21 protein-coding genes are annotated in these 24,687 nt (G+C 71.7%); 2 read left to right on the top strand and 19 right to left on the bottom strand.

Annotated features, from left to right (window positions below; translation table 11 throughout):
• Positions 1-192: 192 nt before the first annotated feature.
• The 5 genes from JEK78_RS20335 to JEK78_RS20315 form a co-directional block, all read right to left on the bottom strand.
• Positions 193-1,236 carry a sugar-binding domain-containing protein gene (locus JEK78_RS20335; protein ID WP_200261611.1) on the bottom strand — a complete coding sequence of 348 codons (1,044 nt, stop codon included), beginning with the start codon at positions 1,234-1,236 and terminating at the stop codon, positions 193-195.
• 79 nt (positions 1,237-1,315) lie between these two features.
• Entirely contained in the window at positions 1,316-2,017 is a 702-nt protein-coding gene (gene rpe, locus JEK78_RS20330; RefSeq protein WP_200261610.1) for a ribulose-phosphate 3-epimerase, read from the bottom strand.
• A gap of 171 nt (positions 2,018-2,188) precedes the next feature.
• Positions 2,189-3,616, bottom strand: a complete 1,428-nt coding sequence (locus JEK78_RS20325; RefSeq protein WP_200261609.1) for a transcription antitermination factor NusB — start codon at positions 3,614-3,616, stop codon at positions 2,189-2,191.
• Positions 3,617-3,688: 72 nt separating this feature from the next.
• Positions 3,689-4,621: a methionyl-tRNA formyltransferase gene (gene fmt, locus JEK78_RS20320; RefSeq protein WP_200261608.1), complete on the bottom strand. Its 933-nt coding sequence runs from the start codon at positions 4,619-4,621 to the stop codon at positions 3,689-3,691.
• Positions 4,622-4,836: 215 nt separating this feature from the next.
• A complete protein-coding gene (locus JEK78_RS20315; RefSeq protein WP_200261607.1) occupies positions 4,837-6,054 on the bottom strand; it encodes an IS110 family transposase in 1,218 nt (405 codons plus the stop codon).
• A 486-nt stretch (positions 6,055-6,540) separates the two neighbouring features.
• Between JEK78_RS20315 and JEK78_RS20310 the strand changes: the two genes are divergently transcribed.
• Complete coding sequence (locus JEK78_RS20310) at positions 6,541-7,083, top strand: hypothetical protein (RefSeq protein WP_200261606.1); 543 nt, start codon at positions 6,541-6,543, stop codon at positions 7,081-7,083.
• An 87-nt stretch (positions 7,084-7,170) separates the two neighbouring features.
• Here the strand turns inward: JEK78_RS20310 and JEK78_RS20305 are convergent, their stop codons facing one another.
• The 14 genes from JEK78_RS20305 to pyrR form a co-directional block, all read right to left on the bottom strand.
• Positions 7,171-9,309, bottom strand: coding sequence for a primosomal protein N' (locus JEK78_RS20305; protein WP_200261605.1), 2,139 nt, complete (start codon positions 9,307-9,309; stop codon positions 7,171-7,173).
• Positions 9,310-9,445: 136 nt separating this feature from the next.
• Entirely contained in the window at positions 9,446-10,654 is a 1,209-nt protein-coding gene (gene metK, locus JEK78_RS20300) for a methionine adenosyltransferase (RefSeq protein WP_200261604.1), read from the bottom strand.
• A 237-nt stretch (positions 10,655-10,891) separates the two neighbouring features.
• A complete protein-coding gene (gene coaBC, locus JEK78_RS20295; protein WP_200261603.1) occupies positions 10,892-12,094 on the bottom strand; it encodes a bifunctional phosphopantothenoylcysteine decarboxylase/phosphopantothenate--cysteine ligase CoaBC in 1,203 nt (400 codons plus the stop codon).
• Positions 12,095-12,227: 133 nt separating this feature from the next.
• The gene (gene rpoZ / locus JEK78_RS20290; RefSeq protein WP_030785847.1) at positions 12,228-12,497 is read right to left on the bottom strand and encodes a DNA-directed RNA polymerase subunit omega; all 270 of its coding nucleotides are present in this window, start codon (positions 12,495-12,497) and stop codon (positions 12,228-12,230) included.
• A 131-nt stretch (positions 12,498-12,628) separates the two neighbouring features.
• A complete protein-coding gene (gene gmk, locus JEK78_RS20285) occupies positions 12,629-13,186 on the bottom strand; it encodes a guanylate kinase (RefSeq protein ID WP_200261602.1) in 558 nt (185 codons plus the stop codon).
• A gap of 37 nt (positions 13,187-13,223) precedes the next feature.
• Positions 13,224-13,547, bottom strand: coding sequence for an integration host factor, actinobacterial type (locus JEK78_RS20280; protein ID WP_200261601.1), 324 nt, complete (start codon positions 13,545-13,547; stop codon positions 13,224-13,226).
• 277 nt (positions 13,548-13,824) lie between these two features.
• A complete protein-coding gene (gene pyrF, locus JEK78_RS20275) occupies positions 13,825-14,628 on the bottom strand; it encodes an orotidine-5'-phosphate decarboxylase (RefSeq protein WP_242483436.1) in 804 nt (267 codons plus the stop codon).
• 28 nt (positions 14,629-14,656) lie between these two features.
• A complete protein-coding gene (locus JEK78_RS20270; RefSeq protein WP_200261599.1) occupies positions 14,657-15,769 on the bottom strand; it encodes a quinone-dependent dihydroorotate dehydrogenase in 1,113 nt (370 codons plus the stop codon).
• Positions 15,770-15,884: 115 nt separating this feature from the next.
• Entirely contained in the window at positions 15,885-19,193 is a 3,309-nt protein-coding gene (gene carB / locus JEK78_RS20265; RefSeq protein WP_200261598.1) for a carbamoyl-phosphate synthase large subunit, read from the bottom strand.
• The gene (gene carA / locus JEK78_RS20260; RefSeq protein ID WP_200261597.1) at positions 19,186-20,355 is read right to left on the bottom strand and encodes a glutamine-hydrolyzing carbamoyl-phosphate synthase small subunit; all 1,170 of its coding nucleotides are present in this window, start codon (positions 20,353-20,355) and stop codon (positions 19,186-19,188) included. Before carA ends, carB begins: the two co-directional genes overlap by 8 nt.
• The gene (locus tag JEK78_RS20255) at positions 20,352-20,915 is read right to left on the bottom strand and encodes a hypothetical protein (protein ID WP_200261596.1); all 564 of its coding nucleotides are present in this window, start codon (positions 20,913-20,915) and stop codon (positions 20,352-20,354) included. The genes carA and JEK78_RS20255 overlap by 4 nt, the downstream gene beginning before the upstream one ends.
• On the bottom strand, positions 20,912-22,198 hold the full coding sequence (locus JEK78_RS20250; protein ID WP_200261595.1) for a dihydroorotase: 1,287 nt from the start codon (positions 22,196-22,198) through the stop codon (positions 20,912-20,914). The genes JEK78_RS20255 and JEK78_RS20250 overlap by 4 nt, the downstream gene beginning before the upstream one ends.
• A 4-nt stretch (positions 22,199-22,202) precedes the next feature.
• Positions 22,203-23,183 carry an aspartate carbamoyltransferase catalytic subunit gene (locus JEK78_RS20245; RefSeq protein WP_200261594.1) on the bottom strand — a complete coding sequence of 327 codons (981 nt, stop codon included), beginning with the start codon at positions 23,181-23,183 and terminating at the stop codon, positions 22,203-22,205.
• 86 nt (positions 23,184-23,269) lie between these two features.
• Positions 23,270-23,848 (bottom strand): bifunctional pyr operon transcriptional regulator/uracil phosphoribosyltransferase PyrR, encoded by a 579-nt coding sequence (gene pyrR / locus JEK78_RS20240; RefSeq protein WP_200261593.1) that lies wholly within the window; start codon positions 23,846-23,848, stop codon positions 23,270-23,272.
• Positions 23,849-24,136: 288 nt separating this feature from the next.
• Between pyrR and bldD the strand changes: the two genes are divergently transcribed.
• Positions 24,137-24,640 carry a transcriptional regulator BldD gene (gene bldD / locus JEK78_RS20235; RefSeq protein ID WP_200261592.1) on the top strand — a complete coding sequence of 168 codons (504 nt, stop codon included), beginning with the start codon at positions 24,137-24,139 and terminating at the stop codon, positions 24,638-24,640.
• Positions 24,641-24,687 lie beyond the last annotated feature (47 nt).

The following is a 24,687-nucleotide window of genomic DNA, read 5'->3' as shown; positions in this document are numbered from 1 at the left end:
CCCAGTCGATCATCGGCGGCCCCCGGACAGGTCAGCCAGGGGGAAAGAGCACGTACCTCATTCTCCCACGCCCCGGGAGCGGGGCGGCCTCGGAGGATCGACCGACCGCCGGGGGCGAGGTTCGGCCGGTCCTCCGAATGGGCGCGGGCTCGACCGGGGCGTACCGGTGGGCGTGTCCCCTTCCCTGGAGGCTCAGGCGGTGTCCGGGTCCGTGCGCCCCCGCGCCGGTCTGGGGGCCGGGCCCGCGGCCAGGAGGTAGTCGGCCGCCGAGGTGTCGGTCACCAGGCTGGTGACGAGTCCGGAGCGCAGCACGGCGTCGATGGCGGGTGCCTTGCGCTGCCCACCCGCTATGGCGACGACCTCGGGAATCCTGCGCAGTTGGTCCGCCTTGACGGTGATGCACCGCTCCTGCAGGTCCCGGCCCACCCGGCGTCCGTCGCTGTCGAAGAGGTGGGCGGACATCTCGGCGGCGACGCCGAGCGAGGCGTAGTGGGCGCGCTCCCGGTCGCTGAGCATGTCGTGGACCGTGGAGATTCCCGGTTCCCAAGAGCCGATGGACACACAGGCCACGGTGACCTTGTCGAAGTACTCGAAGGCCCGCGCGATGCCCGTCTGGTGACGGAGCGCGGCGGCGGTGGCGGCGTCCGGCAGCAGCATCGGCGCGTAGATGGGGTGGGCGTCGCCACCGGACACCTGTGCGGCGCGGCGCACCGCCTCCACGGAGCCGCGTTCGGCCGTGCCGGCGTCGTACACCCCGGTCAGTTGCACCACGGTGCAGGGCGGGAGCCGGTTGAGGGCGGCGGCCATGTGGATGGTGGACCGGCCCCAGGCAAGGCCCAGCACATCCCCCTCGTCGACCAGTTCTCCGAGCAGATCGGCGGCCACCTCGCCCAGGTTCTCCGGGTCGGGGGTTTCCTCGGCGTCCGCCGGGGACTCCACGACGACGGCGTGCCTCAGGCCGTAGCGCGCCCGCAGCGCGTCCGAGCGTTCGGCGTCCAGTTCGGCCGGCACGCGGATCTCGATGCGGACCAAGTCCCGCTCCAGGGCCGTCTCCAGGACCCGGGCCACCTTGAAGCGGCTCACGCCGAACTCCTCGGCGATCTGGATCTTGGATTTGCCCTCCAGGTAGAAGCGACGCGCCATGGCCGCCGCCTGCACCAACTCGGCGGGCCCCATCCGCATGGCCGACCGGCCCGCCGACATACCCGACACGGCGTTCTCCTCACTGCTGTTCACACACTGCGTCGTTCACAATCCGGATTCGCCGCTCATCCTCGCAGATCCGGTGCCCGTGCTCAGCCCGGACGGTTCTCGTTCACGTTCTCGCCTCTCGGTGGCCGCACACGCGGGAGGTCTCGGCCATCGCCCTCTCGGCCCGCTCACGCAGGGCACTCACCGCACGGGCGGGTTCCGCGGCGCCGTACACCGCGGAACCCGCCACGAAGACGTCGGCGCCCGCTTCCGCGCAGCGTTCGATGGTGGTCTCCGAGACCCCGCCGTCCACTTGAAGCCACAGCTCCAGACCGTGCTTGTCGATCAGGTCACGCGTCCGGCGGATTTTGGGCAGCATGATGTCGAGGAACGCCTGTCCCCCGAAGCCAGGCTCGACCGTCATGATCAACAGCATGTCGAGTTCGGGGAGGAGGTCCTCGTACGGTTCGATCGGCGTGGCCGGTCGAAGGGCCATCGAGGCCCGAGCGCCCTTCGCCCGGATCTCGCGGGCGAGCCGCACCGGGGCGGTGGCCGCCTCCACGTGGAAGGTGACCGAACCGGCCCCCGCCTCGACGTAGCGCGGCGCCCAGCGGTCGGGGGCATCGATCATCAGGTGGCAGTCCAGCGGGATGTCCGTGGCCCGCGCGAGGGACTCGACGACCGGCACGCCGAGCGTGAGGTTGGGCACGAAGTGGTTGTCCATCACGTCGACGTGGAGCCAGTCGGCCCCTTCCACCGCCTCGGCCTCGTCGGCGAGGCGGGCGAAGTCGGCGGACAGGATGCTGGGGCTGATCTGCGCGGGCATGGTCCAAGCGTGCCATGCGCGGGGAGCCGGCGGGTCACCGGCACCACACCGCGCGCCTCTCGCCGGAATCCGGGCGTCGCCTCCCTGCCGCCCGGGGTCCGCGACGAGGCGGACCGCGTCCGCGAGCCGACCGCTTGCCCGGCCCCCGGTGGCGACGGAGCGCCGGGGGCCTCACCCCGTGCGACGGATGAGCGCCAGGTACATGGCGTCCGTACCGTGCAGGTGGGGCCAGAGCTGGACGTCCGGACCCTCGCCCAGGTGCGGCATCTCGGGCAGCGACGCCCGGGCGTCGAGGAGCTCGGCGTCCGGATGCCGTCGCAGCACGTCGGAGACGACGGCCCGGGTCTCCGCGAGGTGCGGGGAGCAGGTGGCATAGCCGACGACGCCGCCGACCCGGACGGACTCCAGGGCTCCGGCGAGCAGCGCGCGCTGCAGCGGAGCGAACGCGTCCAGATCGTCCGGGCGACGCCGCCAGCGGGCCTCGGGGCGGCGTCGCAGCGCGCCGAGTCCGGTGCAGGGGACGTCGACCAACACCCGGTCGAAGGTGCCGGGCCGCCACGCGGGACGGGTCGCGTCGGCGGCGATCACCTGGTGAGGGCCGGGGTTTCCGGCCAGGGACCGGGCCACGAGCCCCGCGCGGTGCGGCTGCTTCTCCGAGGCGATCAGCGCGGCCCCCCTTCGGGCGGCCAGCGCTCCCAAGAGCGCCGCCTTGCCGCCCGGACCCGCGCAGCCGTCCAGCCAGAGCCTGTCCGGGCCGTCCAGCGGGGCGTCGGCCAAGGCCAGGGCGACGAGTTGGCTGCCCTCGTCCTGCACTCCGGCCCGGCCCTCCCGGACGGCCTCCACGGCACCGGGCTCGCCACCCTCCGTCAGCCGCACCGCCCAAGGCGACCACCGGCCCGGCACCGCCGCGGGCTCTTCGAGCAACTCCTCGGGGTCGGCCCGGCCGGGCCGGGCGACAAGGGTGACCTCGGGGCGCTCGTTGTCGGCGGCGAGGAGTTCCTCGATCCCCGCCCGACCACCGCCGAGCGAGTCCCACAGGGCGGAGACCACCCACCGCGGATGCGCGTGCACGACGGCCAGGTGGTCCTCGGGGTCCGCGTCATACGGCGGGGCGACCCGCTCAAGCCACGCGTCGAGATCGTGCCGCGCGACCTTGCGCAGGACGGCGTTGACGAACTTGGCCCGCCCGTCGCCGAGGACCACCCTGGCCAGCTCGACCGAAGCGGACACGGCCGCGTGGGTCGGGATGCGCGTGCCCAGCAACTGATGGGCGCCGAGGGCCAGGACGTCGAGCACGGGCGGGTCCACCTCGCCCAACGGCCGGTCCACACAGGCCGCGACGACGGCGTCGTAGGTCCCCTGACGGCGCAGGGTTCCGTACACCAGCTCGGTGGCGAGGGCCGCGTCCCGGGCGTCGAAACCCTCGGGCCCCGCGTTCTCCCGCGCCTTGCGCAACAGCGGCGGGAGGACGAGGTTGGCGTAGGCGTCCCGCTCGTCCACGGCCCGCAACGCCTCGAAGGCGAGGATCCGGACGGGGTCCTTCGTCGGACGGCGGTAGGGCTTGGCGGGTCTGCGGGGACGACGGGGCTGGTCAGTCACGAAAGGTGCTCCGGATCTGGGACGAGAGGCCCGCACAGCCTACGCGTCCTGGGACCGGGGCCTCGCCGCGCGTCAGTCGCCCAACAGCTCCGAACCGGCGATCCGCACACCTCGGGCCCAGTCGGCGGCCCGCATCGGCTTCTTCCCCTGAGCCTGGACCCAGAGCAGTTCCACCGCGTGGGAGCCGGTCCCGACATGGACGCTGTGCTTCCCGGCGGCCGGCCGGCCGGGGTCGAGATCCGTCCGGTCCGGCGCCGGCCGCACCTGGACGAGCTTCAACCGCTCGCCCCGGAAGGTGGTCCACGCCCCGGGGGCCGGGGTGCAGCCCCTGACCAGTCGGTCCACGCGCAGGGCGGGGGTGCTCCAGTCGACCCGGGCGTCCTCGGGCGCGACCTTCGGCGCGTGGCTGACGCCCTCGCTCGGCTGGGGCACCGCGGTCAGCCTGCCGTCCTCGATGCCGTCCATGGTGGCGGCGAGCAGCCCGGCTCCGGCGAAGGCCAGACGGGTCAGCAGATCTCCGGTGGTGTCGGTGGGGCGGACCTCCTCGGTGACCGTCCCATAGACGGGCCCGGAGTCGAGGCCCTCCTCGATCAGGAAGGTCGAGGCACCGGTGATCTCGTCACCCGCCATCAGGGCGTGCTGCACGGGGGCGGCACCGCGCCAGGCGGGGAGCAGGGAGAAGTGCAGGTTGACCCAACCGCGGGGAGGGACGTCGAGCGCCACGCGCGGCAACAGCGCCCCGTAGGCGACGACCGGGCAGCAGTCCGGCCCGATCTCCCGAAGCCGGTCGAGGAACTCGGCGTCACCCGGGCGGCGGGGCTTGAGGACCTCGATCCCGACCTCCGCGGCCCGCTCGGCGACCGGCGAGGCGACGAACCGACGCCCTCGCCCCGCCGGGGCGTCCGGGCGGGTCACGACCGCGGCCACCTCGTGCCGATCGGATGAGATCAGGGCGTCCAAGGCGGGCACGGCCACCTCGGGGGTACCGGCGAAGACGAGCTTCATGGCGGGGAAGGGCCTCTCGGACAGGGGAGACGGGGCGACGCACCAGTCTAGGGCGTGTCCCGAGAGGCCTCCGGGGCCGACGGTACCGCGGCGCTTCCGCCCGCCCCGCGTCCCGTGCTCGGGGGGCGACTTCGTGCCCGTGGCGGACCCGGGGGGGTGCCTCTATGTCTTTCGTCAAGGCATCTCTGTCTTCGGGTGGTTCGGGCTTGCTGAAGCTATGCGGCGAGCTCGATGTCCGTCGGTGTCCGGGATTCGTAGAAGGTGCCGTCGCGGAGCATGGCGAACAGGACGCTGATGCGTTGACGGGCGAGGCGGAGGAGGGCCTGGGTGTGGGTCTTGCCGCGGGCGCGTTGCTTGTCGTAGTAGGCGCGGGAGGCCGGGTCGGCGTTCATGCAGGCGAAGGCGGACAGGAACATCGCCCGTTTGAGCTGCCGGTTTCCGCCTCGGGGTGCGTGCTCACCGTGGATCGAGGTCCCGGAAGACTTCGTTGTCGGGGCGAGTCCCGCGTAGGAGGCGAGGTGGGCGGCGGTGGGGAAGCTGGTGCCGTCGCCAACGGTGACCAGCAGGACGGCGGCGGTCCTGACGCCGACGCCGGGCATCGACGTCAGGACCGGGGAAAGAGGGTGAGCCTCCAGCAGGGCGTTGATCTGGGCTTCCATCGCCCGGCGCTGGGCGTGGACGGCGGCGAGCGAGGCGGCCAGGGAGGGGATGACGATGTCCAGGGTGCCGGTGCCGGGGACGATGACGGTCTGTTCGTCGAGGGCGTCGAAGACGTCGTCGATCAGCCGGGTGGCCATGCGCGGGGCCTTCGGGCGGATCAGCTCGACGAGTCTGCGGCGGCCTGCCTTGCGCAGGGCGGCCGGGGATCCGTAGCGCTCCAGCAGCCAGGTCACGGCCTGGTGGTCCAGACGCGGGCCCAGGACGCGTTCGAGGCTGGGGTGGAACTGGGTGAGCAGGCCGCGTATCCGGTTGCTGGTGCGGGTGGCCTCGGCCGCGAGATCCTGGTCGAAACCCACGAGGACCGTGAGCTCGGCGGTGATCTCGTCGGTCAGTTCCAGGGAGCGCAGGGTGTGCGGCATGGTGCGGGCCGCGTCCGCGATCACGGCGGCGTCCTTCGCGTCGGTCTTGGCCTCGCCCGGGTAGAGGTCGGCGATCCGGCGCATGGCAAGTCCGGGCAGGTAGGCGACCTTGCAGCCGGCATCGCGGGCCACGGTCAGCGGCAGGGCACCGATCGAGGCGGGCTGATCGACGATCACCAGGACGGTGCCGAACTTCTCGCGCAGCTTGTCGAAGACGGCCCGCAGCCTGGGCTCGCTGTTGGGCAGGGGCTTGTCGAAGACCTTCTTCCCGCCCGGGGTGAGTCCGTGGCCGTGGTGAGCGGTCTTGCCGACGTCCAGGCCCAGGAACACGCCCACGTCTTCGATCTCGAACATCGTGCCCCTTCCCAGGGGGTGTTGGCGGTGCCGGCCTCGGCTCGGGCGTCGTGCTCGCGCATCCACGTTATGCAGACCTGCCGCCCGCGAACTGCCCGGCATTGCGCCGGACCGGACGGTGGCCGGACCTCTGATCAGCGTCTCCGACGAACACCCCCGGACCGCGGCGACACCACCCCCCAGGTCATGCCATCGACAGGGGGACACAGTCATACCGGGCCCGGAGGCCGGCGGCCCCATTGCGGAACCGCAGAAAACATAACGGGGGCGCCCCTCTCCCGGCGGGGGGTTCCGCGAGGGGCGACGAGCCGGCGGGGAGCGAGCGCCTGGTTCCCTCCCACGATGTCCGGGCAAGCGGCGCGCGCATATGCCGCCGCGCCGTACACCGTGACCAGTGAAGCCGTCCCGCGTTGGTCAAGAAAGAGTTGACCAACGGGCCGCTCCGGCGACCCGATTCCTTTCAACGCCGGTTCGAGAGGCTTGTTCATGGCCGACCACGCAACCCCCGACGCCCACGCCCGGGCCAGCCTTCACCTCCTGGTGCGGGACATCGAGCGGGTCCGCCGGCAGGTGGACGCACTGCGCACGCTCACGGCCCAGTTGGGCAACGTCTACCGCCCGCGCCGCTCCGGCTCCTCGACGGGATTCGTCGTCTACGGTCGGGCACCCGCTCCCACCGTTCGTCTCGCCCAGGAGCTCAGGGACAGCGTCGAGAGCCTGGTCACCGACGCGGTGGACTTCGATCGCTCTCTCGGGTTCTCCTGGGACGCGGTCGGTTCGGCACTCGGCGTCACCAAACAGGCGGTCCACCGGCGCTACGGCGCCCGGCGGTCGGCGGCGCAGAGCGCGGGTGTCGAGCCTGTCGACCTCGCCCCCGAGACACCCGGCGCCAGGACGGTGGGCGTCGGCACGAGCGCGGCCGCCGTGCCCGCGGCTCGCGCCATGCCCCCACAACCGACGCCCACCACAGGAGCGCCCCTCCGTGAGGAGACGAGGGCGACCGCCTTTCCCGGGCCGCGCAACGCCTGATCGTCTCCGCCCGGCCGCCGGCCTCCCAGGGCGCCGGCGGCCGGCCTCACCCCGGCTCCGCCCCCGGCCACTCCCCGTCCGGCGCGTTCAGCCGATGTCGGACGGGTCGATCCTCACGGCCACTCGCTCCCCCTCGCCCCGGGCCTGTCGCCGTGCCTGAGCCGTCTTGAGGGCCGCGGCCAGGGCCGAGCCGCTGCCTGGCGGCACCCTGACGAGCGCCCGCGCCCTCGGGCCCGCACTCCGCTCGGTACCGCGCCCCGTCCGCAGCTCGGGCAGCGGGACGGGTCCCAGGACCTCCGCGTCCGCGGGCAAGGCGACCTCCCCGAGGAAACCGGCGAGAGCATCCGGTGTACCGGTCACCGAGGCCATTCGGCACGCCGGCGGGAACCCCAGTTCCGCCCGCTCGGCCAGTTCTCGCCTGGCGTGTCCCAACGGATCCCAGCGCACCAGGGCCTGGACGGGGCGCAGCGACGCCTCGGCGACGATCACCACACTGCCCCCGCTCTCCCGGGGTCGCACCAGGGAAGCCGCCGCGATCCAACGGCGCAGGGCGTCCTCCGCGGACCTCAGATCCGGGCGCGCCAACATCGCCCAGCCGTCCAGGAGGAGCGCCGCGGCGTAGCCACCCTCCGCGACGGGTTCGGCACCGGGTGTGCTGACCACCAGCGCGGGGCTGTCGGGGACGGTGTCCAGGACCTGCTCCCGCCCGGAGGTCCGCACCGGCACGGCGGGGAACGCCCTGCCGAGTTCCTCGGCGGTGCGCCGGGCTCCCACGATCCGCGCGCGCAGCCGCGCCCCGCCGCAGCGGTCGCACTGCCACGTGTCGTCCTCCCGACCGCACCAGGAGCAGTGCAGGGCCCCATCGCGCTCCCTGGCCTCCAGCGGCCCGGCGCAACCGGCGCATCTGGCGGGCTCGCGGCAGCGCGCGCAGGCGAGCCGCGGCGCGTATCCCCGCCGAGGGACCTGTACCAGGACCGGCCCTCGGCGCAGCCCGTCCCGCGCGGTCTCCCAGGCCACGGACGGCAGTCTGGCGCTGCGCGCCGCGCCGTCCCGAGCGAGGTCACCCTCGTCGACGGCCCGCACCCGAGGAGCGGTCGCCCTCACCCTCTCCCGATCCGCGGCGACGGGGATGGCCCAGCCGCTGCCGACCAGTTGGGCCGCTTCCGCCGTGCAGCTCCAGCCCCCCAGGAGGAAGCCACAGCCGCCGCGCGCCGCTCGCAACTCCAGCACCTCACGGGCGTGCGGGAACGGGGCGCCCTCGGCGCCGTGCGCCGCGTCGCCGTCGTCCCACAACGCCACCAGGCCGAGATCCCGCACCGGCGCGAACATGGCCGCGCGGGTCCCCACGACCGCGCGGACCGATCCCCGACGCACCGCGAGCCACTCGCGGTAGCGGCGCTCGCGGCCCGCCTCCGCGGTCAGCAGCGCGTGCCCCCCGGGGCCGAGCGTCTCCCGCAAGGCGGTGTCGACCCGCGCGGCGTGTCGACCGGTCGGCACCACCACCACGGCCCCGCGGTCGGATGCCAGGGTGGCCCGGACCGCCGCGGCGATCTCCGCGGCCCACTCGGGACCCGGCAGCGCGTTCCAGACCGCCCGGGGGGCCTTGCCCTCGGCCAGGGCGGAGAGAAACTCGGGTCCGTGTCGGTAGCGGAGCCACGTCCCCGGGCCGGGTGGGGAGGGTGGGGGCGGCGGCGGAGACGGCGTGCGAAGCTCGGCGCGGGCGTGTCTCGGTGGGACGGCCATCCTCAGGACGTCGGCGAGGCTCCCCGCGTAGCGATCGGCCACCGCACGGGTGATCGCCAGCAGGTCCGGGTCGAGCACGGGCTCGGGCGACAGCACCTGGGCCAGTGCCGCGAGAGGGCCGTCGTAGTCGCTCTCGGCCAGCCGCTCCACGATGAAGCCGTCCCGCAGGCCACCGCCTTCGCGTCGGCCGTGGCGCACCTGGTGGGTACCCGCGCCGAAACGGACCCGGACCCGGACCCCGGGCAGCGCGGTGGCGTCGAGTTCCGCGGGGACGGCGTAGTCGAAGAACCGGTCGAGGTGGAGGGGGCCCCGGTCGACGAGTACCCGGGCGATGGGAAGGTGCTCTGCGAGATTCGCGCCCCGCCAGGTGCGCGGCCGGGCGCGCGGAGCGGGTGCCTCGCGCACGGCCTCCCGGATGAGAGCCAGCTGCTCCGGCGGCGGGGTCCGTCCGCCGCCCTCCCCCGGCCGGTCTGCGGTGTTCACCCTGCATTCCTACCAAAGCCCGCCGACAGCGGCCGGATCGAGGCCGCGCACGCCGAGGCCCGTGGGCCCGGCTCATTCCGAAAAGGCCGGACCCACGGGCCGTCGCCCGCGTGCCGTGTGTGTGCCGGGTTCGGGCCTAGCGGTCGACGGCGGCGCGCAGTGCGTCCACCCGGTCGGTGCGCTCCCAGGTGAACTCGGGCAGTTCGCGACCGAAGTGCCCGTACGCGGCGGTCCTCGCGTAGATCGGGCGCAGCAGGTCCAAATCGCGGATGATGGCGGCCGGGCGCAGGTCGAAGACCTCCTCGATGGCGCGCTCGATCTTGTCCGGGTCGATCTTCGCGGTGCCGAAGGTCTCGACGAAGAGGCCGACCGGTTCGGCCTTGCCGATGGCGTAGGCGACCTGCACCTCGCAGCGGGACGCGAGGCCCGCGGCCACCACGTTCTTGGCGACCCAGCGCATGGCGTACGCGGCGGAGCGGTCGACCTTGGACGGGTCCTTGCCGGAGAAGGCGCCGCCACCGTGGCGGGCCATGCCTCCGTAGGTGTCGATGATGATCTTGCGGCCGGTCAGTCCGGCGTCCCCCATCGGGCCACCGATCTCGAACCGGCCGGTGGGGTTGACCAGGAGGCGGTAGTTCTCCGTGTCGAGCTTGATGCCCTCGTCGAGCAGGGCCTTGAGCTCCGGCTCGACGACGAACTCGCGGATGTCGGGCGCCAGCAGCGAGTCGAGGTCGATGTCACTGGCGTGTTGCGAGGAGACGACGACGGTGTCGAGGCGCACGGCCTTGTCGCCGTCGTATTCGATGGTGACCTGCGTCTTGCCGTCGGGACGCAGGTAGGGGATGGTGCCGTTCTTGCGGACGTCCGAGAGGCGCTTGGACAGCCGGTGCGCCAGGAAGACGGGGAGAGGCATCAGCGTCGGGGTCTCGTCGGAGGCGTAGCCGAACATCAAACCCTGATCGCCGGCGCCCTGCCGGTCCAACTCGTCCTCGTCGCCCTCGACCCGGTTCTCGTAGGCGGTGTCGACTCCCTGGGCGATGTCCGGGGACTGGGCGCCGATGGAGACCGAGACACCGCACGAAGCGCCGTCGAAGCCCTTCTTGGAAGAGTCGTAGCCGATCTCCAGGATCTTGCCCCGGACCAGCGTGGCGATGTCCGCGTAGGCCTTGGTGGTGACCTCTCCGGCCACGTGCACCAGGCCGGTGGTGATCAGCGTCTCGACGGCGACCCGGGAGGCCGGGTCCTCGCGCAGAAGCGCGTCCAGAATCGTGTCGCTGATCTGGTCAGCGATCTTGTCGGGGTGACCCTCGGTCACGGACTCCGAGGTGAACAGGCGACGGGACACAACGCTCCCTGTGGTTGCAGCGGCTGCTGTCTGATCAATGACGGACGACGCGGGGAGCTGCACCCGGCGACATCCTGCGAACAGTTTATCGGTCGCACCTGGCCGTGGCCCCACCCGTCTCGGCTCTCGGGAACGCGATGACCTGCGGCACGGGCATTCTGCCCAATCGGAAGCGACCTTGGCCAGGGTCGCCACACCCCAATGTGTCGCCGATGCCCCGGCGGTACGATGCCGATCTCACCCGAGGCGCTCCACCACGAGGTCCCAGACGGTGTGCGCCAGGTCCTCCTTCGGACCATGCGGGACCGGCGTCCGACTGCCGTCGGCGCCCAGCACCACGGCCTCGTTCTCCTCCGCGCCGAAGGTCCTGTCCTCGCCCACCTCGTTGACCACGAGAAGGTCGCATCCCTTGCGCGCGAGCTTGGCCCGGCCGTTGACCAGGGGTTCCTCGGTCTCGGCCGCGAAGCCCACGACCACCTGCCCCGGGCGGGAGCGCTCCGCGGCCAGCTCGGCGAGAACGTCCGGGTTGCGTACGAGGGCGATCGGCTCGGGGTCCCGCCCCTCACGCTTCTTGATCTTGCCAGGCGCGTAGACCGCCGGGCGGAAGTCCGCGACGGCGGCGGCCATCACGACGGCGTCCGCCTCCCCCGCCGCCGCCCGCACCGCTTCTCCTAGCTCGGTCGCCGTGCCCACCGCGACCACCTCCACCCCCGCGGGATCGGGCAGCGCCACGTTGGCCGCGATCAGCGTGACCCGAGCGCCTCGGGCCACCGCCGTCCGGGCCAGGGCGTACCCCTGCTTGCCCGAGGAGCGGTTGCCGAGGAAGCGGACCGGGTCCAGAGGCTCCCGGGTCCCTCCGGCACTGATCACCACATGGCGTCCGGCGAGGTCCGGCACGGCCGTACCGCGCGCCAGGATCAGCCGGCACGCCGCGTGGATCTCGGCGGGCTCAGGCAGCCGGCCCGGACCGGTGTCCTTCCCGGTGAGCCGCCCCACGGCGGGCTCGATGACGATGGCGCCTCGGCGCCGGAGAGTGGCCACGTTCTCGCGGGTGGCCGGGTGCTCCCACATCTCGGTGTGCATCGCCGGCGCGAACACCACCGGGCAGCGCGCGGTGAGCAGGGTGTTGGTCAGAAGATCGTCCGCCAGACCGTGCGCCGCGCGGGCGAGCACGTCGGCCGTCGCCGGGGCGACCACGACCAGATCGGCCCGCTGCCCGATACGGACGTGCGGGACCTGGTGTACGTCGTCCCACACCTCGGTGGCGACCGGGTTGCCGGAGAGCGCCGACCACGTCGCCGCTCCGACGAACCGGAGCGCCGAGGCGGTGGGGACGACCCGGACCTCGTGGCCGGACTCAGTGAAGCGACGCAGGATCTCGCACGCCTTGTAGGCGGCGATACCGCCACTGACTCCCAGAACGATCTCGGGCTTTGCCACCGTCTCTCCCCGCGGCTCGGAAGGGCTACGCCCTCATCACACACCACAGGCCCGGCGGTGTGCTGCCGGGCCTGTGGAAAAGTCAGCGTCCCGCTGACGATACTACGAACTGATCGCCAAGGGTCTTCCGTCGCTACGCCGGGCCTTCGATGGCCTCGGAGGTCAGGAGCCCGGCGTTGATCTCGCGCAGAGAGATCGAGAGCGGCTTCTCGTGGACGTGGGTGTCGACGAGCGGACCGACGTACTCGAGGAGACCCTCGCCCAGCTGCGAGTAGTACGCGTTGATCTGGCGGGCGCGCTTGGCCGCGTAGATCACGAGGCTGTACTTCGAGTCGGTCGCCTCGAGGAGCTCGTCGATCGGGGGGTTGATGATGCCCTCGGGCGCGGAGATGGAAGAGGACACGCTCTACCTTCCGATGGTGGGGAAAGAAATCTCGGTCCGGACGATCGGTCACGGTCTGCGGCCGGACACCGGCCGCTCGCGCCGAAGTCCGCCGAAGCGCCTCGACCCGACCACCCAGGTGCCGGTCGCGATCACACGACGTTCACCAAGGTTAGCAGCTCGCGCGCGACGTCCTCGACGGAGGTGTTGACCAGGGTCAGGTCGAACTCCGGCTCGGCCGCCAGTTCGGTCTTCGCGGCCTCCAGCCGGCGCTCCACCACTTCCGGCGCCTCCGTGCCCCGACCGGTGAGCCGGCGCACCAGCTCTTCCCAGGAGGGAGGGGCAAGAAACACCAGTCGGGCGTCGGGCAGGGACTCCCGGACCTGGCGCGCCCCCTGAAGATCGATCTCCAGCAGCACGGGCTCGGCCGCTTCCAGCCGCTCCGTCACGGCCGCGCGCGGCGTGCCGTAGCGGTTGCCGGCGAACTCCGCCCACTCAAGAAGTTCCCCATTGGCGATCAGCTTGTCCATTTCCTCGTCGGTGACGAAGAAATAGTGGACCCCGTGCCGCTCACCTGGGCGTGGCGCGCGGGTCGTGGCCGACACCGAGAGCCAGACCTCGGGGTGTTCCTTGCGCATGTGGGCGACGACCGTGCTCTTGCCGACCCCCGAAGGGCCGGAGAGCACGGTCAGTCGCGGACGTTCAGTCATGCCCCGATTATTCCAGCAAACCCGGAGTGGTCCGGACTCAACCGCCGGTGCTGCCGAACTCGCGCTCCAGGGAGGCGATCTGGTTGGAACCGAGGCCGCGGACCCGGCGGCTCTCGGAGATGCCGAGCCGCTCCATGATCTGCTTGGCGCGGACCTTGCCCACGCCCGGCATCGACTCCAGGAGGGCGGAGACCTTCATCTTGCCGATGACGTCGTTCTCCTGCCCCTGCTTGATGACCTCGTGGAGGGAGGCGCCGGAGTGCTTGAGTCGATTCTTGACCTCGGCCCGCTCCCGGCGAGCCGCGGCGGCCTTCTCGAGCGCGGCTGCGCGCTGTTCGGGGGTAAGGGGCGGAAGAGCCACGCCTACGTCACCTCGGATGTCGAACTGTCGGATACGGACCGGTGAGGAACCTAGTCGCCCCACACCAGGGGAACCACGAGCAACACGCTCGCCCCTTCTCCCCGCCGCCTCGCGGGGCGCGGGAGGGGGCCCCACTCGTCGGAGACTAGCGGTCGGAAACGCGAGAGTCAGCGAGAACAGAGGAAAAGTCCTGGTCAGCCTTGAACCTCGGCCGACCATTCGGACATTTCACGCTGGTTCTGGGGCAAGCTCGGAGTCTACTCCCCACACGGCGGACTCAAGGTCGCGCCACCGCCGCGGCGATCTCCTTCGCGAACCGCGTCGCGGCCCCCCGCAGCGCCCCGACATCGGGACCGTGCCTCAGCAGGCCCCTGCTGACGTTGGGCACCACCTGACGGATCTGCGCCCCGAAGACCCTGGGCAGGTCCGCCGGGGTGGCCCCCTGAGCACCGATGCCGGGCGCCAGCAGCGGCCCGTTGACGTCCAGGTCGTAGCGGGAGAGATCGCCCAGCGTCGCGCCCACCACCGCTCCGAAGGACCCCAGGGGCCGCTCGCCCGCGTTCTCGGCCGCCAGGTGCGCCAGGACCGCGGCGCCCACGGCCCGTCCGTCCGGTCCGGTGGCGTGCTGCACCTCGGCCCCCTCCGGATTGGAGGTCAGGGCCAGGACGAACAGTCCCGCACCGTGCTCGCGCGCCGTCTCGACGGCGGACCGCAGCGAGCCGTACCCCAGGTAGGGCGAGACCGTCAGCGCGTCCGAGCGGAGCGGCGCGTCGCGGTGCAGGAACGCCTCGGCGTAGGCGGCCATCGTCGAGCCGATGTCGCCGCGCTTGGCGTCCATGACCACGAGCGCGCCAGCCTCCCGCGCCTCCCGCACCGTCCGTTCCAGGACCGCCACGCCCCGCGCGCCGAACCGCTCGAAAAAGGCGCTCTGCGGCTTGAGGACGGCCACCCGGTCGGCGACCGCCTCGACCACCGTGCGGCTGAACCGTTCCAGACCCTCGACGGTGTCGTCCAGACCCCAGTCGGCGAGGAGCGAGGCGTGTGGATCGATGCCGACGCACAGGGGGCCGCGCCGGTCCATGGCCCGGCGCAACCGCGCGCCGAAGGGGTCAGTCACGAGGTGCCTTCCTGACGTCGGCGCCGACGGCGTCGGCGAGCGTGGCGTACGGGCTGCGACGGAGCCGCTCGGCGAGCCCCCGGTGCAGGGACCGGGCCCACGTCGGGCCCTCGTAGACGAACGCGCTGTAGCCCTGGACGAGAGTCGCTCCCGCCAGGACGCGCCGCCAGGCGTCCTCCGCGGACTCGACACCTCCGACCCCCACGAGGACGATCCGATCACCCACCCGGGCGTACAGTCTCCGCAACACCTCCAGGGAGCGCTCCTTCAGCGGAGCCCCCGAGAGGCCACCGCCCTCCCGGACGAGGGCGGGCGACGAGGTCAGCCCGAGCGACTCGCGGGCGACGGTGGTGTTGGTGGCGATGATGCCGTCCAGCCCGAGCGCGACGGCCAGGTCGGCCACCGCGTCCACGTCCTCGTCCGAGAGGTCCGGAGCGATCTTGACGAGCAGGGGAACCCGCCGGGCGGGGACGGCCCGGTCGGCGGCCTCCCGGACGGCGCGGAGCAGCGGCCTCAGCCGCTCCACCTCCTGCAGGCCGCGCAGCCCCGGCGTGTTCGGGGAGGAGACGTTCACGACCAGGTAGTCCGCGTACGGGGCCAGTCGCTCGGTCGAGCGGACGTAGTCCCCGACCGCCTCCTCCTCCTGGACGGCCTTGGTCTTGCCGATGTTGACGCCGACGACCGGGCGGAAGACCGGGGTCCGGGCGGCGAGACGGGCCGCGACCGCCCGGGAGCCCTCGTTGTTGAAGCCCATCCGATTGATCAGGGCCCGGTCCCGGACCAGCCGGAACAACCGCTTGCGGGGGTTGCCCGGCTGAGGCTCGCCGGTGACGGTGCCGACCTCGACGTGGTCGAAGCCGAGCATGGCCATGCCGTCGATGGCCACGGCGTTCTTGTCGAATCCGGCGGCGAGCCCGACGGGGCCGTGCATGCGCAGACCGAGCGCCTCGACCCGCAGCTCCTCGTGGCGCGGGGCCAGTACGGCGGCCACGAAGGTGCGAAGCACCGGGACCCGGGACGCCCACCCGATCCAGCGGAAAGCCCACCCGTGGGCCCGCTCGGGGTCCACGCGGCAGAAAACGAGTCGAAAGAAGGTTTTGTACATGTGTCCTCGTGAGGCCTCGGGTGGCGAGGTACGCCGTCGTCGGTGGTGTCGCTCCTGGCGGCGAAGCCCTCGCCGGGCACGGCTCCCCGACGGGAGGCGGTGCCCGGCGACGACGTCAGTCTCGCGCCGCGGTCAGGAACCGGGCGTGCTCCTGCAGCGAGCGGACGCCCACGTCCCCCTGGTTCAGCGCGTCGATGCCCTGCACGGCCGCCGCGAGGGCCTGGACCGTCGTCAGGCAGGGCACACCGCGCGCCACCGCCGCCGTCCGGATGTCGTAGCCGTCGAGTCGGCCCCCAGTGCCGTAGGGAGTGTTGACGATCAGGTCGACCTCGCCGTCGTGGATCAACCCCACGATGGTCCGCTCACCGTCGGGACCGGTGCCCTCCGACTGCTTCCTGACCACGGTCGCGTGGATGCCGTTGCGCTTGAGGACCTCCGCCGTGCCCGAGGTGGCGAGCAGCTCGAAGCCGTGGGCGACCAGTTCGCGCGCCGGGAAGATCATGGACCGCTTGTCCCGGTTCGCCACCGAGATGAACGCCCGCCCCTTGGTCGGCAGCGGACCGTACGCACCGGCCTGGGACTTGGCGTAGGCGGTGCCGAAGACCGAGTCGATGCCCATGACCTCGCCGGTCGAACGCATCTCCGGGCCCAGGACGGTGTCCACGCCGCGCCCCTGGATGTCCCGGAAGCGGGACCAGGGCAGAACCGCCTCCTTGACGGAGATCGGCGCGTCGAGCGGCAGTTCGCCGCCGTCCCCCGAGGCCGGGAGCAGTCCCTCGGCCCTGAGCCCGGCGATGGTGGCGCCCAGCGAGATCCGCGCGGCGGCCTTGGCCAACGGAACCGCGGTCGCCTTCGAGGTGAAGGGCACGGTGCGCGAGGCCCGGGGATTGGCCTCCAGGACGTAGAGAACGTCGCCGGCCATGGCGAACTGGATGTTGATCAGTCCGCGGACCCCGACGCCCTCCGCGATGGCCTCGGTCGACGCACGAAGCCGCTTGATGTCGAATCCGCCGAGGGTGATCGGGGGGAGCGCGCAGGCGGAGTCGCCCGAATGGATTCCGGCCTCCTCGATGTGCTCCATCACCCCGCCGAGGTACAACTCGTGCCCGTCGTAGAGGGCGTCCACGTCGATCTCGATCGCGTCGTCGAGGAAGCGGTCGACCAGCACCGGGCGCGAGGGGCCGATCTCGGTCGACTCGGCGATGTAGGTCGCGAGCCGCGTCTCGTCGTAGACGATCTCCATCCCCCGCCCGCCGAGGACGTACGAGGGGCGGACGAGGACGGGGTAACCGATCTCGTCGGCGATGGCCTTGGCCTCGGCGAAGGCCGTGGCGGTCCCGTGCTTGGGTGCGGGGAGCCCGGCCTCCGCGAGGACCCGGCCGAAGGCCCCGCGGTCCTCGGCCGCGTGGATGGCCTCGGGCGGCGTCCCCACGATGGGCACGCCGTTGTCCTTCAACGCCTGCGACAGGCCGAGCGGGGTCTGACCGCCGAGTTGGACGACCACGCCCGCGATCGGACCGGCCTGCGCCTCGGCGTGCACGATCTCCAGTACGTCCTCGAGAGTGAGCGGCTCGAAGTAGAGCCGGTCCGAGGTGTCGTAGTCGGTGGAGACGGTCTCCGGATTGCAGTTGACCATCACGGTCTCGTACCCGGCCTCGCCCAGCGCGAAGGAGGCGTGGACGCAGGAGTAGTCGAACTCGATTCCCTGACCGATGCGGTTGGGCCCCGAGCCGAGGATGACCACGGCCGGCTTCTCCCGGGGGGCGACCTCGCTCTCCTCGTCGTAGGAGGAGTAGAAGTAGGGCGTGCGGGCCGCGAACTCCGCCGCGCAGGTGTCGACGGTCTTGTAGACCGGACGCAACCCCAGCGCGTGCCGGACCTCGCGGACGACGGCTTCCGGCAACCCCCGGATCAGGCCGATCTGATGGTCGGAGAAGCCGTGCCGCTTGGCCTCGCCCAGCAGCTCCGCCGTCAGCTCGGGAGCCTCGGTCAGCTCGTCGGCGATCTCCTTGATCAGGAACAGCTGATCGACGAACCACGGGTCGATGCGGGTCGCGGCGAAGACCTCCTCCCGGGAGGCCCCGGCGCGCACGGCCCGCATCACCGTGTTGATCCGACCGTCCGTCGGGCGTCCGGCCTCGCGGAGGAGTTCCTCCCTGTCACCCGGGTCGCCGACGAACTCGAACTGGCTGCCCTGCTTCTCCAGTGAGCGCAGCGCCTTCTGGAGCGCCTCGGTGAAGTTCCTCCCGATCGCCATGGCCTCACCGACGGACTTCATCGTGGTGGTGAGAGTGGAGTCGGCGCCCGGGAACTTCTCGAAGGCGAAGCGCGGCGCCTTCACTACCACGTAGTCCAGCGTCGGCTCGAAGGACGCGGGCGTTTCTGCCGTGATGTCGTTGGGGATCTCGTCGAGGGTGTACCCCACGGCGAGCTTGGCGGCAATCTTCGCGATCGGGAACCCGGTCGCCTTGGAGGCGAGCGCGGAGGATCGCGAGACCCGCGGGTTCATCTCGATGACGATGACCCTGCCGTCCGCGGGGTCGACCGCGAACTGGATGTTGCAGCCGCCGGTGTCCACACCGACCTCGCGGATCACCGCGATGCCGATGTCGCGGAGGATCTGGTATTCGCGATCGGTCAGCGTCATCGCCGGAGCGACGGTGATCGAGTCGCCCGTGTGCACGCCCATCGGATCGAAGTTCTCGATGGAGCAGACCACCACGACGTTGTCGTGCTTGTCTCGCATCAGCTCCAGCTCGTACTCCTTCCAGCCGAGGATGGACTCCTCCAGGAGCACTTCGCTGGTGGGCGAGAGCGTGAGGCCCTGCCCGGCGATGCGACGCAGTTCCTCCTCGTCGTGGGCGAAGCCGGAGCCGGCACCGCCCATGGTGAAGGAGGGACGGACCACGACCGGGTACCCGCCGAGCGTCTCCACGCCTTCGAGGACGTCGGCCATGGAGTGGCAGATGACCGAGCGCGCGGACTCGCCGTGCCCGATCTCGCGCCGGACCGCCTCGACGACCTCCTTGAAACGGTCGCGGTCCTCGCCCTTGTGGATCGCCTCGACGTTGGCCCCGATCAGCTCCACGCCGTGCTTGTCCAGGACCCCACTGTCGTGCAGCGCGATGGCGGTGTTGAGCGCCGTCTGACCACCGAGGGTGGGGAGCAGCGCGTCGGGGCGTTCCTTCTGGATGATCTTCTCGACGAACTCCGGGGTGATCGGCTCGACGTAGGTGGCGTCGGCGATCTCCGGGTCGGTCATGATCGTCGCCGGGTTGGAGTTGACCAGGACGACCCTGAGTCCCTCCGCTTTGAGGACCCGGCACGCCTGGGTTCCGGAGTAGTCGAACTCGGCGGCCTGTCCGATGACGATCGGGCCGGAGCCGATGACCAGGACGGACCGGATATCGGAGCGCTTAGGCACGCTGGCCCTCCATCAGGGAGACGAAGCGGTCGAACAGGTAGGCGGCGTCGTGGGGGCCGGCCGCCGCCTCGGGGTGGTACTGGACGCTGAACGCCGGCCGGTCGAGCAACCGGAGACCCTCCACCACGTCGTCGTTGAGGCAGACGTGGGACACCTCGGCGCGCCCGTAGGGGGTGTCGCAGACCCGGTCCAGCGGCGCGTCCACGGCGAAGCCGTGGTTGTGGGCGGTGACCTCGACCTTGCCGGTCACGCGGTCCCGCACCGGCTGGTTGATGCCCCGGTGTCCGTACTTGAGCTTGAAGGTGCCGAAGCCGAGGGCGCGGCCCAGGATCTGGTTGCCGAAGCAGATGCCGAACAGAGGCGTGCCGCGTTCCAGCACGCCCCGCATCAGGGAGACGGGATGGTCGGCCGTGGCGGGGTCGCCGGGGCCGTTGGAGAAGAACACCCCGTCGGGTCGGACGGCGTAGACGTCGTCGAGCGTGGCCGTCGCCGGCAGCACGTGGACCTCGACGCCGCGTTCGGCCATCCGACAGGGGGTCATCCCCTTGATCCCGAGGTCCACCGCGGCGACACGGAACCGGGCCGCGCCGATCGGCAGTTCCGTGCCGTCGGAGCCCCTGGCCTGGACGACATACGGATCCGCGGTGGCCACTTCCGCCGCGAGGTCCGCACCGACCATCTCCGGGGTCCGCCGGACCTCGGCCAGCATCGTCCCGTCGTCCGGCAGCCTGTCGCCGGAGAAGATCCCGACGCGCATGGCTCCCCGCTCGCGCAGGTGCCGGGTGAGGGCCCGGGTGTCGACCCCGGAGATGCCGACGACACCCTGCCCACGCAGTTCCTCGTCCAAGGAACGGCGCGAGCGCCAGTTGGAGGGGAGCCGGGCGGGGTCGCGCACCACGTAGCCGGCGACCCAGATCCGCCGGGACTCGGCGTCCTCGTCGTTGACGCCCGTGTTGCCGACGTGCGGCGCGGTCATCACGACGACCTGTCGGTGGTAGGACGGGTCGGTGAGGGTCTCCTGGTAGCCGGTCATGCCGGTGGAGAACACGGCTTCGCCGAAGGTGGACCCCACGGCCCCGTAGGCACGGCCGCGGAAGGTCCTGCCGTCCTCCAGGACGAGTACGGCGGGAGTCCTGGGGACTCCCCGGGTGGAGGTCGTCATCGCGCGCCTTCCGTTTCCTTCGTGTCGATCATGTGGTTCAGGGTGTCGACCCACTCGGCGTGCTCCGCCGCGCGGTCGGAGCGGAAGCCGGAGTCGATCGGTGTCCCGCCGTGTGCCCAGGTCACCACGAGCAGCCCGCCCTCGGTGAGGACCTTGCCCGCGATGCCCTTGTCGAGCCGGGCCCCGCGCAGCGCGGACACCGGGACGAAGAAGTCCGCCGCGCCGGGGCGTACGACGTGGAGCCCCGCGTCCGTCAGGGTGAGCTCGACCCGACTGCGAGTGCCCAGACCGTGCGCCACGATGCGGTCCAGCCAGTGACCGGCGGTGGTGGAGCCGTGGTATCGGCCGCTCATGACCAGTCTGACCGCTCCCTTCCTCTCGGGCGCGACGGGCAGCGCCGGGAGGTCTCCCTGGAGCGTGCCCCGCCACTTCCAGCCCTCGCGCATCAGCCAGTAGACGAGGGCGACGAACAGGCCCAGGCCGACCACCCAGCCGATCCTCGCCGCCCAGTCGGTCACCTCCGCCGACTGCTTCTCGACGGCCAGCAGGAGCGATGTCATGTGAGCCTCCCGTCGACGAGCGTGGCCTTGCCACGCAGCCAGGTGTGGGTGACACGGCCCGGCAGTGTGCGCCCCTCGTAGGGCGTGTTGCGGCTGCGGGAGGCGAAGCCCGCCGGGTCCACGGGCCCACGGTGGGCGGGGTCGACCAGAGTGAGGTTGGCCGGCTCGCCCGCCACGACGGGGCGTCCCTGACCCTCGGCCCCCCCGATCCGTGCGGGGGTCGCGGACATCCGGTCGGCGACGGCGGCCCAGTCGAGCAGACCCGTCTCGACCATCGTCTCCTGGACCACCGACAGGGCCGTCTCCAGACCGACCATGCCCATGGCGGCGGCGGCCCATTCGCAGTCCTTGTCCTCCCGGGGGTGGGGGGCGTGGTCGGTGGCGACGATGTCGATGGTGCCGTCGGCGAGCGCCTCGCGCAGCGCCGTGACGTCGCGCTCGGTGCGCAGCGGCGGGTTGACCTTGTACCTCGGGTCGTAGGTGCGGACCATCTCGTCGGTGAGGAGGAGGTGATGCGGGGTGACCTCGGCGGTGACCCGGATGCCGCGCGACTTCGCCCAGCGGACGATCTCCACGGATCCGGCGGTCGACAGGTGGCAGATGTGCACGCGGGATCCCACGTGCTCGGCGAGCAGGACGTCCCGGGCGATGATCGACTCCTCGGCCACGGCAGGCCAGCCGCCGAGCCCCAGTTCCGCCGAGACGATCCCCTCGTTCATCTGCGCGCCCTCGGTCAGGCGGGGCTCTTGGGCGTGCTGGGCCACGACGCCGTCGAAGGCCTTGACGTACTCCAGAGCCCGGCGCATGATCACGGCGTCGTGAACGCACTTGCCGTCGTCGGAGAAGACCGTGACGCCCGCCGCAGACTCGTGCATCGCACCCAGCTCCGCGAGTTTGGCGCCCTCCAGACCGACCGTGACCGCACCCACCGGCCGCACATCGCAGTATCCGGACTCCCTCCCGAGTCGCCAGACCTGTTCGACGACGCCGGCCGTGTCGGCGACCGGGAAGGTGTTGGCCATGGCGAAGACGGTGGTGTATCCGCCGGTCGCCGCCGCCCTCGTGCCGGTGAGCACCGTCTCGGAGTCCTCGCGCCCCGGCTCGCGAAGGTGCGTGTGGAGGTCGACGAGACCGGGCAGCAGGACTCGACCGGAGGCCTCGACGACCTCGGCCCCGTCGGACGAGAGGTCGGGTCCGACGGCCGCGATCGTCCCGTCCGCGACGAGGACGTCCCCCGGGTCTCCGCCCAGCACCCGCGCACCGCGGATCAGGGTCTTGCTCATGGTCTCACTTCTCCTCGGTGGTTCGGGCGGGGGCGACGGCGGGCTCGTTGCCGCCGAGCAACAGGTAGAGCACGGCCATGCGAACGGAGACGCCGTTGGCGACCTGCTCCACCACGGTGCAGCGGGCGGAATCGGCGACCTCGGCGGTGATCTCCATACCGCGGACCATGGGCCCGGGATGCATGACGATCGCGTGCGCCGGCATCCGGGCCATGCGGTGTGCGTCGAGTCCGTAGCGGCGCGCGTACTCGCGCTCGGTCGGGAAGAACGCGGCGTTCATCCGTTCCCGCTGGACCCGCAGCATCATCACGGCGTCGGCCTCGGAAAGGGCGGCGTCGAGGTCGTAGGAGACCAGGCACGGCCAGCTCTCCACCCCGACCGGCAACAGCGTCGGCGGGGCCACGAGGGTCACCTCGGCGCCGAGCGTGTGCAGCAGGTCCACGTTCGACCGGGCGACCCTGCTGTGCAGGATGTCGCCGACGATGGTGACCCGTCGCCCCGCGAGGTCCCGGCCGAGCCCGACGTCGGGGCCGATCAGGCGCCGCCGCATGGTGAAGGCGTCCAGCAGCGACTGCGTCGGGTGCTGGTGGGTGCCGTCCCCCGCGTTGATCACCGCGGCGTCGATCCAGCCCGACTCGGCGAGCCGGTAGGGGGCGCCGGAGGCGCCGTGCCGGATGACGACCGCGTCGACGCCCATGGCCTCCAGCGTCCGGGCGGTGTCCTTCAACGACTCGCCCTTGGAGACGCTGGAGCCCTTGGCGGAGAAGTTGATGACGTCGGCGGAGAGCCGTTTCTCCGCTGCCTCGAAAGAGATCCTGGTCCGGGTGGAATCCTCGAAGAAGAGATTGACGACGGTGCGACCGCGCAGGGTGGGCAGCTTCTTGATGGGCCGGTCGGCGACGCGTGCCATCTCCTCGGCGGTGTCGAGGATCAGGACGGCGTCGTCGAGGGTGAGGTCGGCGGCCGAGATGAGATGGCGCTGCATCTGTCAGGCTCCGTAGGGCTGTTCATTCAGGAGAATTCGGGCGTGCGAGGGCACTTCGGCCACCGGCGGGGGCTCGGCCCGGGGCTCTAGAGGTGCGCGCGGGGGTGCACGGGACCGGCGCCCAGCAGCACCGTGTCCCGCCCGTCCTCTTCGGAGAGCCGCACCCTGACCGTCTCCCGCAGCGACGTCGGGAGGTTCTTTCCGACATAGTCGGCACGGATGGGCAGTTCGCGGTGTCCGCGGTCGACGAGGACCGCGAGCTGCACCGCTCTGGGGCGTCCGATGTCGTTCAGCGCGTCGAGGGCGGCGCGGATGGTACGGCCGGAGAACAGCACGTCGTCGACGAGGACGACGAGTCGGCCGTCGAGGCCGTCGGCGGGGATCTCGGTGCGGGCCAGCGCACGCGGCGGGTGCATGCGCAGATCGTCGCGGTACATCGTGATGTCGAGTGAGCCCACCGGGGTCTCGCGCTCGGTGATCCGGGTCAGCTTGGCAGCGAGCCGGCGGGCGAGGAAGACACCCCTCGTCGGGATGCCGAGGAGGACCACGTCGTCGGCGCCCTTGGCGCGCTCGACGATCTCGTGGGCGATGCGGGTCAACACCCGCGTGATGTCGGGGGCCTCGAGCACGGCTCGCGCCTCGGCCCGCGTGTCCTGATCGTCCATACGGAACGGACCTCCTTCTCCGCCTCTCTGGACGGACGTTAAAGGACGCCGGAAGTTGCGTCGTCAACGGTAGCAGGCCGGATCGTGCCCGCCCTTCACCCGCCCCCTCCTCCTCCACGCCCTCCTCCGTCACTCGGGTGGCGCAACCCCGTCCCGCCGCCGCGGAACAGCCGGTGCGGACCATTCGGCTTGACGGGGGAGAGTAACGCTGCGTAACCTCACAGTGAGTTACCGACCGCGCGGCATGGACAGGAACCGGCCGCGTCGACCCAGTGTCCGGGGAGCCTTATGTCCAGCGAATACGCCAAGCAGCTCGGGGCCAAGCTTCGGGCGATCCGCACCCAGCAGGGCCTGTCCCTTCACGGTGTCGAGGAGAAGTCCCAGGGGCGCTGGAAGGCCGTGGTGGTCGGCTCGTACGAGCGCGGGGACCGTGCCGTGACCGTTCAGCGCCTCGCCGAGCTGGCGGACTTCTACGGTGTTCCCGTCCAGGAACTGCTGCCGGGAACCACGCCCGGTGGCGCCGCCGAGCCCCCGCCGAAGCTGGTCCTGGACCTGGAGCGGCTCGCCACGGTCCCGGCGGAGAAGGCCGGTCCGCTGCAGCGCTACGCGGCCACCATCCAGTCCCAGCGCGGCGACTACAACGGCAAGGTGCTCTCCATCCGCCAGGACGACCTGCGCACCCTCGCCGTCATCTACGATCAGTCGCCTTCGGTACTCACCGAGCAGTTGATCAGCTGGGGCGTGCTGGACGCGGACGCGCGGCGGGCCGTGGCGGCCCACGAGGAGGTCTGAGAACCCGCCCTCCCGAGAGCGGGCCGAGGATCGCCATCCACGTCCCG

Source organism: Streptomyces sp. HSG2 (genome assembly GCF_016598575.1).
In the GTDB taxonomy this organism is placed as follows: Bacteria; Actinomycetota; Actinomycetes; order Streptomycetales; family Streptomycetaceae; genus Streptomyces.
This window is presented reverse-complemented; position numbering and strand designations above follow the sequence as displayed.